Origin of the sequence: Ottowia sp. (assembly GCF_047975795.1) — a bacterium.
Lineage (GTDB): Bacteria > Pseudomonadota > Gammaproteobacteria > Burkholderiales > Burkholderiaceae_C > Ottowia.
Map to the genome: position 1 here is coordinate 1 of NZ_JBKEEE010000012.1, position 19,000 is coordinate 19,000.

Annotated in this window: 10 protein-coding genes; 3 read left to right on the forward strand and 7 right to left on the reverse strand. The window is 60.4% G+C overall.

Annotated features, from left to right (window positions below; translation table 11 throughout):
* The 5 genes from ACK5NW_RS01665 to ACK5NW_RS01685 form a co-directional block, all read right to left on the reverse strand.
* Positions 1 to 1,834: lipase family protein (locus ACK5NW_RS01665; RefSeq protein ID WP_416924514.1), on the reverse strand; the 1,834-nt coding region annotated here is incomplete at its 3' end.
* Positions 1,835 to 1,958: 124 nt separating this feature from the next.
* On the reverse strand, positions 1,959 to 2,819 hold the full coding sequence (locus ACK5NW_RS01670) for a hypothetical protein (RefSeq protein WP_416924515.1): 861 nt from the start codon (positions 2,817 to 2,819) through the stop codon (positions 1,959 to 1,961).
* Between the two features lie 424 nt (positions 2,820 to 3,243).
* On the reverse strand, positions 3,244 to 4,695 hold the full coding sequence (locus ACK5NW_RS01675; protein WP_416924516.1) for a TolC family protein: 1,452 nt from the start codon (positions 4,693 to 4,695) through the stop codon (positions 3,244 to 3,246).
* 205 nt (positions 4,696 to 4,900) lie between these two features.
* Entirely contained in the window at positions 4,901 to 6,268 is a 1,368-nt protein-coding gene (locus ACK5NW_RS01680; RefSeq protein WP_416924517.1) for an HlyD family type I secretion periplasmic adaptor subunit, read from the reverse strand.
* Positions 6,265 to 8,556: a type I secretion system permease/ATPase gene (locus ACK5NW_RS01685; protein ID WP_416924518.1), complete on the reverse strand. Its 2,292-nt coding sequence runs from the start codon at positions 8,554 to 8,556 to the stop codon at positions 6,265 to 6,267. Before ACK5NW_RS01685 ends, ACK5NW_RS01680 begins: the two co-directional genes overlap by 4 nt.
* Positions 8,557 to 9,062: 506 nt before the next feature.
* Between ACK5NW_RS01685 and ACK5NW_RS01690 the strand changes: the two genes are divergently transcribed.
* Positions 9,063 to 9,503, forward strand: coding sequence for a CBS domain-containing protein (locus ACK5NW_RS01690; RefSeq protein WP_416924519.1), 441 nt, complete (start codon positions 9,063 to 9,065; stop codon positions 9,501 to 9,503).
* A 134-nt stretch (positions 9,504 to 9,637) separates the two neighbouring features.
* The gene (tsaD, locus tag ACK5NW_RS01695; RefSeq protein ID WP_416924520.1) at positions 9,638 to 10,699 is read left to right on the forward strand and encodes a tRNA (adenosine(37)-N6)-threonylcarbamoyltransferase complex transferase subunit TsaD; all 1,062 of its coding nucleotides are present in this window, start codon (positions 9,638 to 9,640) and stop codon (positions 10,697 to 10,699) included.
* 16 nt (positions 10,700 to 10,715) lie between these two features.
* Here the strand turns inward: tsaD and ACK5NW_RS01700 are convergent, their stop codons facing one another.
* On the reverse strand, positions 10,716 to 13,466 hold the full coding sequence (locus ACK5NW_RS01700; RefSeq protein ID WP_416924521.1) for a [protein-PII] uridylyltransferase: 2,751 nt from the start codon (positions 13,464 to 13,466) through the stop codon (positions 10,716 to 10,718).
* 40 nt (positions 13,467 to 13,506) lie between these two features.
* Positions 13,507 to 14,325 (reverse strand): type I methionyl aminopeptidase, encoded by an 819-nt coding sequence (map, locus tag ACK5NW_RS01705; RefSeq protein WP_416924522.1) that lies wholly within the window; start codon positions 14,323 to 14,325, stop codon positions 13,507 to 13,509.
* A 232-nt stretch (positions 14,326 to 14,557) separates the two neighbouring features.
* Here map and purL point away from each other — a divergent pair, with 232 nt between their 5' ends.
* Positions 14,558 to 18,790 carry a phosphoribosylformylglycinamidine synthase gene (purL, locus tag ACK5NW_RS01710; protein ID WP_416924523.1) on the forward strand — a complete coding sequence of 1,411 codons (4,233 nt, stop codon included), beginning with the start codon at positions 14,558 to 14,560 and terminating at the stop codon, positions 18,788 to 18,790.
* The last annotated feature ends 210 nt before the right edge of the window (positions 18,791 to 19,000 follow it).

Consider the following 19,000-nt stretch of genomic DNA (forward strand, 5'->3'; position numbering starts at 1 on the left):
TCTGGTTGGCCTCAGTCAACCAATCCAGCATGGCAGCTCGATCGGTGTACCACTGGTCGGTGTAGGTGTACACATAACTGGTGTCACCATACAGGCGGGCATTCATGTCGGTCTGCCAGGCTGTGGACAAATCGCTGTGCGCAGATTTCAGTGCTGCCAATGCGCTGGCACCTGTGGTGCTGATGACCACCGGGCTGAGATTTTGCAGCGCCAAAAAAACACCAAAGTCGGTCTTGGCGTAAGTCTCCAGGTTGGAATACCCTGACGCTGCCGTCACCGTTGCAGTGCCTGCCAGCGCTGTAAATGCAGGGTTGTTGGTTAATTTCTCCAATACCGCATGCAAGGCGTTGCGCCCGGTATAGCCGTCCTTGGTGTCCCTCTCATACCAGGTGTTGCCGCGCGTATCGCCCTTGAGTTCGGTGGCACCAGCATTGAACATGCGTGCCAGCGCATTGACGATGTTATCCAGTGCGTCGCCTTCGGCGGTGCCTTGGGTGGGCAACAGAACGCTGCTGCCACCTGTGGTGTTTGTGGCGGCCTGCATGATGGGCACAAACTTTTCGGTGTCAAAGCTCGAATCCAGCTGCGCCAGCACGTTTTGCACGCTCAGTGAATCCACCATCAGCACCAGGCTGTGGGTGTCACCAAAATCGTTGCGGTCAAAATTGTTGACCAGCAACTTGAAGTCAAACCCCGAAGTGATCGAGGCCCACCCAACTTGGCTTGCGTAATTGCCGCGTATCAGCGGCTGGTCTTCCACAATCACCGCCTGCGGCGTGCCGTAGTGCAGTTGTGAATTGGCCACGGCCGACGGGTAGTTGCTGGCGTAGATGTCGTAAAACCCGGCAATCGGCCCCATCGTGTTGCGTTCGTCAAACAGCGTGTTGTCCAGTCCTGTCTCGTCCCAAGGAATGCCGACCACCGGATAAGCCTCGGTCTGTCTGCTGGCCAGCACCACACCCAACTGGTAGTCCAGCCCCACGGCCGCAATGTGCTCGGTGCCTACCGCCAGCGGCGCCTCAACACCGGCGCTCACTGTAAGGCCAGCCACGCGCACCACCTCTTCAGCAACGATTTCAGCGCGCTTCAGGGCTGAATTCAACAACGTGTAGTCCGCCCGCAAGAGGTCGCGATACGCATCGGTATACAAAGGTGAGTCGGCAGTATTGAGAATCGCCTTTCTAACCTGTTCCAAGGCCGCTTCCAGCGCGGCCTCATTGGGTGAGGCACCCAAAGCCGTTTTAATTCTTTGATACAAATCCCGCACTTCGATGGTCACAAAAGAACTGTCCGCACCCCCATTGCGCACACTGGTAAACACATTCAGCACATCTTGCAGGCTCGCGCCATCCTTGAGCTTGCCCACACCCGCACCGCTGAAGGTATAGGTCTGCCCAATCAGCGGCGCGCCCATGGCGGTCAGGTCGTTTTGGTGCAGCAAATTGAACGCCGTAGCCAGGTGCCCGCCCAGGCTGTAGCCGGTGACGTTGATGGAAGCCGCCGGATCAAGCGTGCCGCTGGCCTTCAGCTCGCCAAACCACTCTTCCATATCCGCAATTTGCCCAAAAGCCCAGCCTTTGTCTGAAATCTCCAGGTTGTTGGTGGCCTGGTTGTCGCGTGCGGCGTCGTCCACAAACTCCGTACTCCGAAAACTCAGCACCAGCTCGCCCGCCACAATGCCACGCGCTTCATCGGTGACTTTGGCCTTGAACAAGGTGCCCGAAAACCCCGTGACGGTGTTGCTGGTGTGTTCGAGCACTTCCCAGCTTTGGGCGAACCACGCTGCGTCGGTGGGGGTGAAGCGGCTGGTGCGGTCGTTGCCGCGCCCAAGCATCAATTGATCAATGTTTGTAAATAAACCTATCTCACCCGGCTCTGACCTCTTCATCTCATAAAATGCCTCTGCTGCAATTTGCAGATGGGCGTATTTCAAATAGTTGGTAATTATATTGGCCATTTCATTCTCCCTGTTTAGGTTTCAATACTTGATCTACGAAAAAACGTATTTGAGCCGCATCAGAACCCACTTTTCGTGGGCACGTGATCGCAAATCCCCATGGTGTTCGTTGGTTTCGATTACCCAGACCAGGCTCGAATGAGTACCAGGTCTTCTTTGCCATTATCTCATTGGTCTGCGTGTCGGTGATGGTCACGGTAACTCCTGCAACCCATTGAGCGCGATCGGCAGGATCAATGATGGGTTGGTACATCACGGCGTAGCGCGCAGGATTTGCGGGAGAGGTTTCATGTGAAAGATCGAAGTAATTTTCATCAATAAATCTACTCCGATATATTTTTCCATTAGGCTGTCGAATATCAACAAACGAGTAGCCTCGAATCTTAATATAGCCATGATCATTCTTTGGTCTTTGATTTATTTGGCCACGCCTTTTTGGATCATCTTGACGCTCCCAATATAAGAAGTATCGAATATACCAATCACCCCCTTTTTCATCAGGAAGTCCGGCCCCAGACCAATTCTGGTCATATAATTCGCTGAGATCGATTTCTGGTCGCACATTCAAAAGCAACACCCCTTCGACGTTATCGACGGTTTTGTAAATCTTCTCACCTGCGGTTTTGCAGCGCTCGTCAAACACGGCTTTGGCCGCGTAGTAGCGTTTTTGGTGTTGCCAGTTGCGATACACGGTGGGCAGCATGGGGCCAAAGAACACGGCCAGCACCAGCAACGAGCGGATGCCTTTGCCCTTCCAGCCCTGGCCACTCCATATGGCCCAGGCCAGTGCGGCAAAAAACACGATGCGAAAGAGCCAACCCACGCCCCGCAGCAAGTCGGCACCAATGCCCAACTCAAGCATGGGCAGGCGCGCTTAAAAAGCGAGGGTGTTTTTGAGGTCTAGCGCTTACGTGATCAGCGACTGCCGCTCTTGATTTGATAGTTTTTTTGCGCTGAGTCCTGAACGGGCAAGTGCGCTTGCCCACGCCCGCGCCTTTGGAAACATCGGCCTGGCGCAGCAGATTGAACGCGGTGGCTAGGTGCCCGCCCAGGCTGTAGCCGGTGACGCTGATAGAGGCTGCCGGATCAAGAAGCTTGCCGCTGGCCTTGGGGCTGGCGTATGGTGACCCAAAGGCCATGCTTGGTGGAGATTTTTGCGCTGATCGCATAGGGTGGCCTCCTGTGGCGGGCCGCTATGGCGGCTTCTTTCATTGCATTGGTGCAATGTATCGTACTGTGCAATGTGTTTATAGAGCGCCCGTACATGTAACAAACTGCTTTTGGTTTTATCGTGCCAAAGGTTGTGGCCGGTCGTACAGCCATAGCCTGAGTCGGGCGCGGTTCCATTCGGCCTGGCTTTGGGCCAGATCCAGTTGGGCTTGGTGCAGGCTGCTCAGGCTTTGGTTGAGTTGCACGATGTCGGTGGCACCGTTTTCAAACTGACGCTGGGTGGAGTGGGCAACTTGTTGTGCCGCTGCGGAGAGGTTTTGGGCCATGCGCAGGTTGGTCAGTGTGGCTTTGGCCTCGGCGTACAGTTGCACCAGCTCTTGCAGGGTTTGTTGCTCGGTGGCTTGATATTCAATGGCTTTTTGTTCGACTAGGGCTTGCGCTGCACGCACTTTGTAGGTGGTGTTGAAGCCGTCAAACAGCGGGATAGTGAGGTTGATGCCAATAACGTTTTCGCGGCTGCGGTTGCTGGTGATGTCGGTGTTGGGTCGGCCATTGCGGTAGTGGGCGAGGTTGAGATCCACGGAAGGCATACCTTCTGACTGTGTAACCTTCAGGCTGGCTTGTGCGGCTTGCCACTGGGCTTTGGCTGCGGCAATGGCGGGATGGGTTTGGCGTGCCTGCTCCAGCCAGGCGTCAAGGGGCTGATGCAACAACTGCTCAGCCTCGTTTTGGGATGTTTTTTGACTGACTGTTTGCACAGTCGGGGCGTGGATGGGTTCAAGCTGAAAGGCGGTACCGGGTGGCAGGCCGAGCAGGTAGGTGAGTTGGGCCGTGGTTTTGTCGAGTTCGCCTTGGCTGCGGCTTTGTTCGAGTTGGATGCGCGCTTGTGCGGCTTGGGCTTGCAAGGTATCGCTGCCGCTGCCTGCGCCGCCTTGCTGGCGCCGCTTGGCTGCCTGGACGACGCGTTCGGCCAAGGGTAGCAAGTGGCGTTGGGTTTGTAGGCGGGCGTGGGCGGCCTGGGCCTGGGCGTAGGTGTGAAGCACTTCGGTCAATGCGTTTTGGATGGTGGCGTCCTGGCTGTAGAGGGCTGCTTGTAGTTGAGCTGTGGCGGCACCAGTGCGGGCGCTGCGTGCGCCAAAGTCCCATAGGCGCCAGCTAAGTTGGGCGTTTTGCGAGGTGGCCCAGATGGTGGTGGGCGATTGACTGCTGGTGTCATAGCTCAGGTGGCTGCGCTGACGGGCGATTCCCGCGCTCAGTTGTGGCCAATAGGCGCTTTGAGCCTGGCCGAGTTGGGCTGCTTGTTGGGCAATGGCGCTCCAGCTGGCGCGCACTTGGGGGTTGTGGCACAGGGCCAGTTGTACGGCGGTGGGCACGGTGAGCATGGGCGACTGCGCCGTGCTGACGGTATGTCGCTCTTGCAGAGTTTGCAAAGCCCATTGGGGGTTGAGCGGCTGACCAGCAATATTGCGCGTGGCGCATGGCCATTCGGTGGAAATCAGCGTGGTGGCACTTCCAGGCGCGGTGTGGGTGGGATGGGCCAACAAATCAGGTGGCAATGGTACGGACAAGGGTTTTGTTAATGGTGTTGGCGCGGTACGCCCGGGGTCTTGCAACGGGGTGAAGTGGTCACGCCATGTAATGGCAGCCGGTGCTGGCGGCGAGTCTTGAGCGGCGTGGGCTTGTTGCGCCGTTACCCAGCATGGAACGGCCAGCAAAAACCAGAAGGTGGATAGGAGCAGTGCCGTTGACAGGCTATGGCGACGATGGTGGTGTTTACCGTTCACGCAGGGCCTCATTCGTGTGGCGCAGCAGGGGGCTGAGCACGTATTCGATGATGCGACGGTCGCCGGTCTTGATTTCTACAGTGACCGACATGCCGGGAGTAATGGGAGTGGCTTGACCATTGACGTCCAGCTCGGTTTGGTCGAGCAGCACTTTGACGGCATAGATCAGGCCGCGTTTTTCGTCGGGAATGGCGTCTTGTGAGACGTGGATAACCTGACCGGGCAAAGTGCCGTATTTGGTGTATTCGAAAGTGTCCACCTTAACGGCGGCGCGCTGACCAGGGCGGACAAAGCCTTTGTCTTTATTTTCCATGAAGGCTTCGACTTCCAGAGGGCCACCGCTGGGCACGATTTGCATGATGGGTTGGGCGGCTTGTACGACACCGCCCAGGGTGTGCACGGTCAGTTGCTGTACGGTGCCGTCAACGGGCGCTTTCAGAGTCAGCAGCCGGCTGGTGCTGACAGCGCGCAGGGCGTCTTGCGTGGAGGCTGCGGCGATGCGGCGCGCTTCGGCAATTTGATCGAGTGCCTGCCGTTTGACTTCGGCGGCCAGTGTGGCGCGCTGGTTGCGCGCTTCGTGCAATTGGGCTTGCAACTGTAGCCGGGCCTGTTCTTTTTCTTGCCAGGCGTCACGGGAGACATCTTGGGTGGCAGCCAATTGCTTGTAGCTGCCCGCCTGTTGTGTGGCCAGTGGCAGGGATTTGTTGTAATGAGCAATGTCATCGTTTAGTTTTTTGCGCTTGGTGCTGTAGTCCAGCCATTGGCCCTGCACATGCAGGCTGGCGGCTTGCCAGCGCTCGGCATTGAGGCTGCTGTGATGGTCGCGATTGAGTTGCTCCAAGGGCGTGAGGTTAGGCGTGCGATCTTGCTGCACGGCATTGAGCAGGGCTTGGTTACGGGCCAAGGTCAGTACGGCTTCGTTTTTTTCGCCCAGAGCGCGGTCACGTTCTGCGTCTAGCGCACTAGTGTCGAGCTGTAGCAGCAGATCGCCAGCCTTGACCACCTGTCCTTCACGCACATCAAGGCTGACGACGCTGCCGGTGTCTACTGCTGCAATGGTTTTGCTGCGCTCGCTGGGAATGACTTTGCCCGTGGCATTGATGACGATGTCCATGCGGCCCAGCAAGGCCCAGGTCACCACCACGATGACCAACGTGACCAGCACCCAGGCAATGATTCGGGCGGTGTGTGATGGGGGCGCTTCCTGGACGGCCAGTGCGCCGGGCAGAAAGGCAGCTTCGTCTTCGCGAAGCACTTGGCCGCCCAGTTCGGATCGATGGTGCCAGAAATGTGCGAAGGTTCGGCCATAGCGGCCCCACAACTCAGCATGGGCTTGTAATCGGTGCCGCAGGCTCATGTTTCTTCTCCATCTCGCGGCTTGTCTGATGTTGCCTTGGTGGGTCGTATGACTCTGGGTTGCACTGCCGGGCCTTGTTGCAGTCGGTGCAAGTGGCTGTACAGCCCTTTGGGGTTGGCGAGCAGCTCGGCGTGACTGCCTGTCTCGGCAATCTGGCCGCGTTCGAGCACGATGATGCGGTGTGCGTCTCGCACGGCTGATAGGCGATGAGCGATGATGATGACGGTGCGGTCTTGGCAGATCTGGCGCATGTTGTCCTGAATGATTTTTTCAGACTCGTAGTCCAGGGCGCTGGTGGCTTCGTCAAAAATGAGAATGCGTGGGTTACTGATGAGTGCACGGGCGATGGCCACACGCTGGCGCTGGCCACCTGACAGACCGGAGCCTTGTTCTCCTACGAGGGTGTCGTAGCCTTCTGGCAGTTCACAAATGAAATCGTGCGCTCCGGCGAGTTTGGCGGCCTCAATGATGGCCTCAATGGGCAGCGCTGGATTGGACAGCGCAATGTTGTCGCGTACAGAACGGTTGAACAGAACGTTTTCTTGTAAAACTACGCCAATTTGATGGCGCAAGCTGGCGGTGTCGATGATGGCGATGTCTTGGCCGTCTATCAGTATGCGACCACGGTCAGGAACGTACAGACGCTGCACCAGCTTGGTCAGGGTGCTTTTGCCTGAGCCAGAGCGACCAACGATACCAATGACTTCGCCGGGCTGGATTTGCAGTTGCAAGCCGCGGATGACATCGGGTGCGTCGGGCCGATAGCGGAAGGACACTTGGTCGAACTCGATGGAACCTGTAAGTTTTGGAATACGTGTTTTATGTCCTTCGATCTCGGTACGGACATTGAGAATGTCGCCAAGTCGGCTCATGGATATGCCGACTTGCTGGAAGTCGTTCCACAACTGCGCCATGCGTAAGATGGGTCCTGAGACTTGGCCTGCCAACATGTTGAAGGCAATCAACTCGCCAACGGTAAGCTGCCCGTCAATGACCAGCTTGGCCCCTATCCACATGATGCCGAGCGTGACCAGTTTGCTGACCAGCATGACAGTGTTGCTGGCAACGGTAGAAATGTTGGTAGCCGACAGTCCGGCCGACACGTAGGCTGCCAACTGTTTGTCCCAGCCTTGCTGCCAGCGCGGCTCTACAGCCATGGCCTTGACGGTGTCGATGCCGCTGATGGTTTCAACCAAGAAGGCCTGATTTTCTGCGCCGCGATTGAATTTTTCGTTCAAACGTGCGCGCAACACCGGGGTGAGCAACAACGACAGGACGATATAAACCGGAATAGAGGCCACCACCAGCATGGTTAATGGTCGGCTGTACCAGAGCATGACGGCAATGAAAACCACGGAAAACATGAGATCAAGCACCAGCGTCATGGCGTTGCCTGTGAGAAAAGCGCGGATGTTCTCCAGTTCTCGAATGCGGGCTACCGAATCGCCTACACGCCGCGCCTGGAAGTAACCCATGGGTAGCGCCAGCAGATGGCGAAACAGCCGTGCGCCCAACTCCACATCAATCTTGCTGCTGGTGTGCGCAAAAACGTAGGTTCGTATGCCGGTGAGCAATGCTTCAAACACGGTGGCGCATAGTAGGCCGATAGCGATGACGTTCAGTGTTTGTAGGGCATGGTTGACCAGAACCTTGTCCATGACAACCTGAAAGAACAGCGGAGTTACAAGCGCCACCATTTGCAGCACGAAAGAAACGAGCAGAACTTCGCCCAGCAGCTTGCGGTACTTCACTACTGCGGGGATGAACCAAGTGAAGTCAAACCGCGAGACCTCGCCAGCAAAACTGGCCTTGCTGTTTAGATAGATGAGTTCACCGCTCCAGGTGACTGCAAACGCGGCGTGACTCAACACCTGAGGTGGTTCGCCAGGGCGCTGGATAAGTATGCGGCTTGAGCGGGCGTCTGCCGTCGTGTTGGTAATGGGAGATTTGCCAGAGGCCGTTTGATCGCCAGATGTTTGTTGATTTCTATCGATTTTGGCCAGAACGAAAAACTGCCCTTCTGTGTCGATAGCAATGCATGGCAGTGGTGCTTTGTGCAGCCGCTCGGCAGGCTGGTTCACGTGTTTGGCTGCAAAGCCCAGGCTTTTGGCTGCTTGCAACAAGGTGGTGACATCAAAAGGTGCTTTACCGTACTCGTGCTGGAGTTTGGCTGGATCGGCTGCCAGTCCATGGAACTGTGCCAACATGAGCAGGCTCATCAAGCCATTGTTAGAGTTCAATGCATCCTCTGCATTGGTGGGCGATACGTTGTCCGCAACTTGGTTCATACGGACTCAACCTGTTGTGCAGGCGAGGGCCTGCATGGGTGCATCATCATTTCTTCTCTCTCCCTTGTTGCCTAGAATGAAAAACAGTGTATCTACAGCTCATGGTTTCATGCCATGCTGGGTAATTTAATGCACTTCGATGCTATCGACGTGATGCAGTCTGTGTGCAGGTCGGAGAGCAACGGATGTCGGTTGCAGTGGCGAAACTAGGGCTCTTCAGCAGCACGTCGGGGTGTTGATCAATCACATACACGTGGCGGTGCAGGTGCCGGGGCAGGCTAGGGTGTCAGCCTGAATTTGCCAATAAAGAATCTGATATCACAAATGCAACCAGCGTTCTCAGCTATTAAAACAAGAGTCTTCGATGACGTTTCGGTGACCAAGATACCGCACCGCCTGATGCGGTATATAGACCCCCAGAGGTGGCGCGCGGCGGCTCCTTCTGGCACGATGTATCTGCAAAACTTGCCAAGCGTGTCCCACTTCAAACCAAAGGAGCCATTGCCATGACCACGGTTGCCAACATCCTGTCTGCCCGCCCCAACATCAAACTGGCGGCGCTGCCGCCCACTGCCACGGTGCGCGATGCCTTGCAGTTGATGGCCGAGCGCGAAGTCGGCTCGGTGCTGCTGATGCAAGACGACACGCTGCTGGGCATCTTTACCGAGCGCGACTATGCCCGCAAGCTCGCGCTAAAAGGGCTGTCGTCCATCGACACCTTGCTGGTCGATGTGATGACTTCGCGCCTGTACGTGGTCAGCCCCAAGCAGACGGTGCAAGAGTGCCTGGGCATCATGACCCAGGGCAAGCTGCGCCATTTGCCTGTGGTCGATGGCGGGCAACTGCTGGGGCTGGTGTCGATTGGCGATCTGGTCAATGCGCAACTGGCTGACCAGCGTTTTTTGATCGAGCAGATGGAAAGCTATATCGCCGGGGGCATGGGCTGACACCGAGGTCAGATCATCACCCACTCCAGCACTCCAGGCGTCAGACGCTACCTGACGTAGCGCCTCTTTCCTTGAGCAAGGGGCGAAGCCGTTTGATTCTTTGGGTGTCCGAGCAGCGCCGATAATTGGCCGCTATGTCCACCCTGATTCTTGGCATTGAATCGTCTTGCGACGAGACTGGCGTGGCGCTGGTGCGCACGCCTGCTTCTGGTGTGTCTGATGCGGGCACGCCTGAGTTGCTGGGGCACGCCTTGCATACGCAAGTGGCCATGCACGCTGACTATGGCGGCGTGGTGCCTGAGCTGGCCAGCCGCGACCACATTCGCCGCCTGCTGCCGTTGACGAGGCAGGTGCTGGCGCAGGCGGGGCAAACCCTTTCAGGCATTGACTTGGTGGCGTATACGCGCGGCCCCGGCCTGGCTGGCGCGTTGCTGGTAGGGGCGGGGGTGGCGTGTGCGCTGGGCGCATCGTTGGGCAAGCCGGTGCTGGGTGTGCACCACCTGGAAGGGCATTTGCTGTCGCCCTTTTTGAGTGCCGATGCACCCCAGTTTCCGTTTGTGGCCTTGCTGGTCAGCGGTGGACACACGCAATTGATGCGCGTTCAAGGTGTAGGACATTACGAGTTGCTGGGTGAAACCGTGGACGACGCGGCGGGCGAGGCATTTGACAAATCGGCCAAGCTGCTGGGCTTGGGCTATCCCGGTGGGCCTGCGCTGGCGCGGCTGGCCGAGTTTGGTGACCCGCAGGCGTATAAGCTGCCGCGGCCTTTGCTGCACAGCGGCCATCTGGACTTTTCATTTGCGGGCCTGAAAACGGCGGTGCTGACACAGGCGCGCAAGCTAGAAGGCAGCCCCTGCGAGCAGCAGCGCGCTGATCTGGCCGCCAGCGCGCAGGCGGCGATTGTCGAGGTGCTGGTCAAAAAGTCGCTGGCCGCGCTAGCGGGCACGGGCCTTCGACGCCTGGTGGTGGCCGGTGGTGTGGGGGCCAACAGCGCACTGCGCGAGCAGTTGAATGCCGCCTGCCAAGCGCGCGGCGTGCGCGTGCACTACCCAGAGCTGCACTTGTGCACCGACAACGGGGCCATGATCGCCATGGCGGCGGCGCTACGCGTGCAGGCCCAGCTGGCGCAGACCAGCACGGATTACGCCTTTGACGTCAAGCCGCGCTGGCCATTGCAATCGTTGTCGGCGGCTTGATGGGCGCGGGCTGCCATCAGGCAGGCTCCAGCACTTCCAGAAGTTCTTGCTCGATCTCGATCTGCTTTTTGGCGTGTTGCAGCGGCGCGCCTTGCAACAAAAACATGTCTTCCACCCGCTCGCCCAGGGTGGTCACTTTGGCCAGTTCCACACTGATCTGGTGGCTGGCCAACACGCGGGCAATGCAGTACAGCAGGCCCATGCGGTCACTGGCGGTGACGGTGAGCAGCCAGCGCTGGGCCTTGTCGTCGGGCCGCAGGTCGATCCGTGGCGGCACTGGAAAGCTTTTAACGCGGCGCGACACCCGGCCCAGGCGCGGTGGTGGCAGCGCCGCTTGGCTGCTGACGGCCTGCGGCATGTCGGCCTCGATCATGCCGATGAATTCGCGCGCGTGCTCGGCCACCAGCGCGCTGCCGATCTGAAAGGTGTCCAGCGCGTAGCCGTTGCGCGTGGTGTGCACCTTGGCGTCCAGAATGGAAAAGCCTGCGCGGTCAAAGTAACCGCAGATGCGGGCAAACAAATCAGTGCGGTCGCTGGCGTAGACCAGCACCTGCAAGCCTTCGCCCAGCGGCGAGACGCGCGCACGCACGATCACGGGCGAATTGGTCACAGGCAGATCTGTTGGCACATGCTTTTGGCCTTCAGCGCCATTTCTGTTTGAGCTTGACGTTTCTTTTTTTGTAGCTGTTTTGGGGCTGCCTGGTGCTGCGGGCACATGGCGTGCCAACTGGCGCGTGTGCCAGGCGATGTCGCCCGCGTCGTGGCGCATGAAGTAGCTCACGTCCAGCGTGTCCCACAGCGCCTTGTGCGATTCGTGCGGCTCGGACGCCATGGTCAGCTCGATCAGCGCCTGCCGCTTGCGTGATTCGATCACGGCCCCCGGATCGGGCGCGCGGCCGCCCAGGGCACGCACGGTCAGACGGTACAAATCTTCCAGCAGTTTGCCTTTCCAGGCGTTCCATACCTTGGGGCTGGTGCCGCGCACGTCGGCCACAGTCAGCAGGTACAGCGCCGTGAGCTTGCGCTCGTTGCCCACGCGCTGTGCAAAGGCGGTGATGACCTCGGGGTCGCTCAAATCGGCTTTTTGCGCCATGCGGCTCATGGTCAGGTGTTCGCGCACCAAAAATTCGATCAGATCGGCGTCGGTTTTTTGAATGCCGTGCTGGCGGCAAAAGCGGCGCACTTCCAGCGCACCCAGCTCGGAATGGTCGCCGCCGCGGCCCTTGGCAATGTCGTGGAACAGCGCGGCGGTGTACAGCAACCAGGGCTTGTCCCAGCCTGCCGCCAGTTGTGAGCAAAACGGGTATTCATGCGCGTGCTCGGCCATGAAAAACCGCCGCATGTTGCGCAGCACCATCAGGATGTGCTGGTCCACCGTATAGACGTGGAACAGGTCGTGCTGCATCTGACCCACGATGCGCCTGAACACCCACAGATAGCGTCCCAGCACCGAGGTCTGGTTCATCAGCCTGAAGGCGTGGGTAATGCCTTGCGGTTGCTCCAAGATGGCTAAAAAGGTTTTGCGGTTGACCGGGTCGGCGCGAAAAGCGGTGTCCATCAGATCACGCGCGTTGTACAGCGCGCGCAGGGTGCGCACCGACAGGCCCTTGATGCCCGGAATCTTCTCGAACAGCAAAAAGGTTTCCAAAATGGCGTGTGGCGCTTGCTGGTACAGATCGTCGCTGGCTATGTCCAGCAGGCCCGCTTTGTCGAAAAAGCGCTCGTTGATGCGGCGCGGCGCAGACCTCGACTCGCCAGCGGATGTGCGCAGGTGCTCTTCGATGCTTTGCAGCAGCATCTGGTTGAGCTGCGTGACCGCCTTGGCCGCCCAGTAATAGCGGCGCATCAGGTTTTCGCTGGCACGCAGCACCATGCGGCCTTCGGGCGAAAAGCGGTGCTGGTAGCCAAATGATTCGGCCACTGCGTTTTGCAGATCGAACACCAGACGGTCTTCGCGCCGCCCGGCCACCAGGTGCAGCCGCGTGCGGATAGACGACAACACCGCTTCGTTGTGGCGCAGCTCGCGCAACTCGTGCGGGGTAATCAGCCCGGCCTGGGCCAGGTCTTCCCAGCGCTTGCCGATGCCTGCGGCGCGCGCTGTCCACAAAATTACCTGCAAATCGCGCAGGCCGCCAGGCGATTCTTTGCAGTTAGGCTCCAGCGCGTAAGGCGTGTCTTCGTACTTGGTCTGGCGCTGGCGCATCTCCAGCCGCTTGGCGGCAAAAAAATCCAGTGCATCCATCTGCGCGTGGTAGCCGCGCTGGAACTCACGGAACAGGGCACGCGATCCGGTGACCAGACGCGCCTCCAGCAAGGCGGTTTGCACCGTCACGTCGTCTTGCGCAATGGACAGGCACTGCGCCACGGTGCGCACGCTGGAGCCGATTTCCAGCCCTGCGTCCCAGCAACTGGTGATGAAGGTTTCGATGCGCCCGCGCAGCGCGGCGTCATCGGCCGGGTTGGCGTGGGCGGGCAGCAGCACCAGCACATCGACGTCGGAATAAGGAAACAGCTCGCCCCGGCCAAAGCCGCCCACGGCCAGCAAGGCCATGCTGTGGTCCAGTCCGGCAGCGCGCCACAGCCGTGTCAGTGCTTCGTCGGCAGCGTCGGCCAGACGCCCCAGTGCGCGACGCACGCCGCGCATGGGTTTGCCCTCGGCGCGCAGCGCGTGCATGAGGGTGTCGCGCTGCGCGCGGTAGTCGGCATTAGGGGCCGTACTTTGGGCGACACTGGCAACGGCGGACAGCGCAACGGGGGCGGTGGGCATGGCGAAAAAGCAGGCAGAAAGAAAGGCAAGCCGGTGGGCTTCAGGCGGCGATGGCCATGCCTTTGACGAAAGCGGGCGGTGCCCGGTTGCCCGCCGACCAGGTCAGCACTTCGTAACCCGTGGGGGTGACCAGCACCGTGTGTTCCCACTGCGCTGACAGTGAGCGGTCTTTGGTGACGATGGTCCAGCCGTCATTCAGCTCTTTGATCTCGCGGCGGCCCACGTTGATCATCGGCTCGATGGTGAAGGTCATGCCCGGCACCAGCTCTTCGCCCGTGCCGGGCTTGCCGTAGTGCAGCACCTGGGGGTCTTCGTGGAACTTCTGGCCAATGCCGTGGCCGCAGAATTCGCGCACCACCGACAAGCCGTGCCCTTCGGCAAACTTCTGGATGGCGTGGCCCACGTCGCCTAAGCGCGCGCCGGGTTTGACCTGGTCGATGCCCAGCCACATGGCGTCAAACGTCAACGCGCACAGGCGGTGCGCGGCAATCGACACGTCGCCAATCTCGAACATGCGGCTGTTATCGCCGTACCAGCCGTCCTGGGTGATGACCGTGACGTCCACATTCACGATGTCGCCTTTTTTCAAGGGCTTGTCGTTCGGAATGCCGTGGCACACCACCTGGTTGACCGAGGTGCACACGTGGCCAGGGTAGGGCGGGTAGCCCGGTGGCTGGTAGCCCACGGTGGCCGAGCGCGTGCCTTGGCGCGCCATGGCCTCGGCGCTCAGGCGGTCAATGTCGAGGGTGGTGATGCCGGGCTGAATGTGCGGCGCAATTTCGTCCAGCACTTCGGATGCCAGTCGGCAGGCCTCGCGCATGCCTGCGATGCCCGCTTCGTCCTTGATGGTGATGCTCATGGCCAAATTATCCCATCGCCTCGCGCGGCGTGCAGGGCGCGGCCAGATCGCCACACGCTGCTGCGACAGGCCCGTGTTGGGGCCGTGTTTGGGGTGTGGGCGGATAAAATTGGCGTGGCCCGTGGCAAGCCCAGACTGCGCTTGGCTTGCGGGCTGCTTTCGTCACTTATCCAACGGCCGCATTTTTGCCCGTACTTTCGCCTGCACTTTTGCCTGTTTCAGGCTCCTTGCCGTGACCGCATACATCCATTTTTTCGACGGCGGCAACGCCCTCAGCGACTTTCGCACCCGCCAGCTTTTGCCGCGTTTGCAGGCTATCGAACCTGCGGTAACCAGCCTCACCGCCCGTTATGTGCATGTGGCAGGTTTCGACAGCGCGCCGGATGCGGCCACGCTGACCCAGTTGGCCGCGCTGCTGACCTACGGCGATCCCTGCACCGACACGGCTGAGGGCGAGATCGTGGTGGTGGCACCGCGCCTGGGCACGGTGTCGCCCTGGGCCAGCAAGGCCAGCGACATTGCCCGAAACTGTGGCCTCGCCTTGCACCGCATCGAACGTCTGGTTGAATACAAAATTGGCCTCAAACGTAAGCTGACAGGGCGCAGGAGGCTATCAAAAGATGAGATGACGGTGTTGGCTGCGCCGCTGCACGATCGCATGACCGAAAGCGTGCTTGAAGACCGCGATGCTGCGCGGGCCTTGTTCACCGAGCTGCACCCTGAGCCGCTGGCCCATGTGGACGTTTTGGGCGGCGGCAAAGCTGCGCTTGAAAAAGCCAATACGGATTGGGGCCTGGCGCTGGCCGACGACGAAATCGACTATTTGGTAAGCGGTTTTACACAGCTTGGCCGCAACCCCACGGATGTAGAGTTGATGATGTTTGCCCAGGCCAACAGCGAACATTGCCGCCACAAGATTTTCAACGCCGATTGGCGCATTGACGGCGTACCCCAGGACAAAAGCCTGTTCGGCATGATTCGCCACACGCACCAGCAGAACCCGCAACACACGGTGATTGCCTACAGCGACAACGCGGCGGTCATGGAAGGCGGCGCGGTCGAAGTTTTTGAAGCCAAATCAGACTTTGGTGCAGGTGAATCAAGCGCTGAAAGCTATCAAAAAAGAAGCTCCACGCGCCACGTGCTGATGAAGGTGGAGACCCACAACCACCCCACGGCGATCAGCCCTTTTCCCGGCGCCAGCACGGGCGCGGGCGGCGAAATTCGTGACGAGGGGGCCACGGGCCGTGGCTCTCGCCCCAAGGCGGGGCTGACGGGTTTTACGGTGAGCCAGTTGTGGGGCAGCCCGCATGGCCGACCCGCGCACATGGCCAGCGCGCTGCAAATCATGACCGAGGGGCCGCTGGGTGGCGCGGCCTTCAACAACGAGTTTGGCCGCCCCAATCTGCTGGGCTACTTTCGCGAATACGAACTTGATGTGGGTGAGGGCGACAGTGCTTTGCTGCGCGGCTACCACAAGCCGATCATGATTGCGGGCGGTCTGGGCAGCATCGACGCGGGTTTGACCCGCAAGATTGAATTTCCGGCGGGCAGTCTGCTGATTCAACTGGGCGGGCCGGGCATGCGCATCGGCATGGGCGGCGGCGCGGCCTCATCGCTGGCCAGCGGTGCCAACGCGGCGCACCTGGACTTTGATTCGGTGCAGCGCGGCAACCCCGAGATTCAGCGCCGTGCGCAAGAGGTCATCACCCAGTGCCAAGCCCAGGGCGCGGCCAATCCCATTCTGGCCATTCATGACGTGGGGGCGGGCGGCTTGTCCAACGCTTTTCCCGAGCTGACGCACGACGCTGGACGTGGTGCCCGCTTTGATCTGCGCGCTGTGCCGCTGGAAGAAAGCGGCCTGGCCCCCAAGGAAATATGGAGCAACGAAAGCCAGGAACGCTACGTGCTGGCCATCGCGCCCGAGTCGCTGCCTCAGTTTGAGGCGCTGTGCGCGCGCGAGCGCTGCCCGTTTGCCGTGGTGGGCGTGGCGACCCAAGAGCGCCACCTGGTGGTCGACGCGGCACCGCTGCCCCTGACCCCAATCCTCTCCCGCGAGGGGCGAGGGAGTCAACACTCAGATCGCGCTCTTCAACCCCCTCTCCCGCAAGCGGGAGAGGGCAGGGGTGAGGGTGCGACCGCGCGCCGTGCCGGGCCGCCCCAAGCAAGCGCAGCCCCCTCGGGGGGCAGCGAACCACACGCAGTGGGGAGCGTGGGGGCCGCTGTGCACATGCCCATGGACGTGCTGCTCGGCAAACCACCCAAAATGCACCGCGACGTCACGACCGTGCAGCGCCAGTTCAAGCCGCTCAGTCTGGACGGCGTGACGCTGCAAGATGCGGCCATCAAAGTGCTCAGCCACCCCACCGTGGCCAGCAAGCGCTTTTTGGTCACCATTGGTGACCGCACCGTCGGGGGCCTCACGCACCGCGACCAGATGGTCGGCCCCTGGCAGGTGCCGGTGGCCGACTGCGCCGTGACCCTGGCCGATTTCAAGGGCTTTGCCGGTGAAGCCATGAGCATGGGCGAGCGCACACCGCTGGCCGCGCTGGACGCGCCGGCCTCGGGCCGCATGGCGGTCTGCGAGGCCATCACCAACCTGCTGGCGGCACCGATTGAGCTGCCCCGCGTCAAGCTCAGCGCCAACTGGATGGCCGCCTGCGGCGAGCCTGGCGAAGATGCCGACCTCTACGCCACCGTGAAAGCCGTGGGCATGGAGTTGTGCCCGGCGCTGGGCGTGGGCATTCCGGTCGGCAAAGACAGCCTGAGCATGCGCACCCAATGGCAGGACGAGCAAGGTGCGCACAAGGTGGTCAGCCCGGTCAGCCTGATCGTCACCGCCTTTGCCAGCCTGGGCGACGTGCGGCACACGCTGACGCCGCAGCTCAACCGCGAGCTGGAAGACACCACCCTGGTGCTGATTGACCTGGGCCGTGGCCGCCACCGGCTGGCGGGCAGCGTGCTGGCGCAGGCGCTGGGCCAAAGCGGTTGCCCACAGCTTGATGGCGTGCCTGATTTGCACGCACCGCAGGATTTGAAAGCCCTGGTCTCCGCCGTCAACCAATTGCGTGAGACCGGGCACATCCTGGCTTACCACGACCGCAGCGACGGCGGCCTGCTGGCCTGCGTGGCTGAAATGGCCTTTGCCGGCCAGGTGGGCGTGGCGCTGAACGTCGATCTGCTGGTGACCGAAGGCGACGGCATCAGCGACAGCCGCATGGAAACCGGCGATGCCAAAAACTGGGCCAGCCAGATCAGCACCCGCCGCGAAGAGCTGACTTTGCGCGCCCTGTTCGCCGAAGAGTTAGGCGTGGTGCTGCAAGTGCCGACGGCGGTGCGCAACGACGTCATGCAAACCCTGCGCGACCACGGCCTCAGCCAATACAGCCACTTTATCGGCAAGACCCGGCCCGCCAGCAGCGCCATGGCCCACGGCAAGGGCCAGCTCAGCGTGTGGCGTGACGCCAAGGAGATCTTCTCGGCCCGCCTGCACGATCTGCAACAGGTGTGGGACAGCGTCAGCTGGAAGATCGCGCGCGAGCGCGACAACCCCGCCTGCGCCGACGCCGAACACGCCGCCGCCGGGCAGCCGGACGATCCGGGTCTGAGCGTGCTGCTGTCCAAAGATTTGCAACAAAACATGACGTTTCCGCTTGATGGGAAAGCGTTGATGGCTACTAAAAACATAGCGGTTGGTGGTGCCCGCCCCAAAGTCGCCATCCTGCGCGAGCAGGGCGTCAACTCCCACGTCGAGATGGCCTACGCCTTCACCGAAGCGGGCTTTGAAGCGTTTGACGTGCACATGACCGATTTGCAAACCGGCCGCGCCCAACTGGCCGACTTTGCCGGGCTGGTCGCCTGCGGCGGCTTCAGCTACGGCGACACGTTGGGCGCGGGCATTGGCTGGGCGCGTTCGATCACCTTCAACCCACGGCTGGCCGATCAGTTCACGGCGTTCTTCGCCCGCCCCGACACCTTTGGCCTGGGCGTGTGCAACGGCTGCCAGATGCTGGCCGAGCTGGCGGGCATCATCCCCGGCGCTGAAGCCTGGCCGCGCTTTACCACCAACCAAAGCGAGCGCTTCGAGGCCCGCCTGTCGCTGGTCGAAGTGCTGGATTCACCCAGCCTGTTCTTCACCGGCATGGCCGGCAGCCGCCTGCCCATTGCCGTGGCGCACGGCGAAGGCTTTGCCAACTTTGCCGCCCGCGGCGACGCCACCAAAGCCATTGCCGCCATGCGTTATGTGGACCACCACGGCCAGCCCACCGAGCAATACCCCGCCAACCCCAACGGCAGCCCCGGCGGCCTGACCGCAGTCACCACCACCGACGGTCGCTTCACCGCCCTCATGCCGCACCCCGAGCGCGTGTTCCGCAACGTGCAGATGAGCTGGACCCCGCTGCCCGTCAGCGACTTCAGCCCCTGGATGCAGATCTGGCGCAATGCACGGCGGTGGGTGGGGTGAGGGGGCAAAAGGCAAGACCTGACCCTGACTCCCTTTTATATGCCAAAAAATAAATAGACCAAATAAAAATCACAAAGATCATGAATAGACTAGGGAAGGTCTGCACAACCCCCGCTGCAGGGCGAGGTGACGCGTGAATGTTCACATGGCGAAACGAGCGTTGAATTTCTCATCGTTTTGCGCTGTTTTTGGTTCGCTTGACCCTGATTT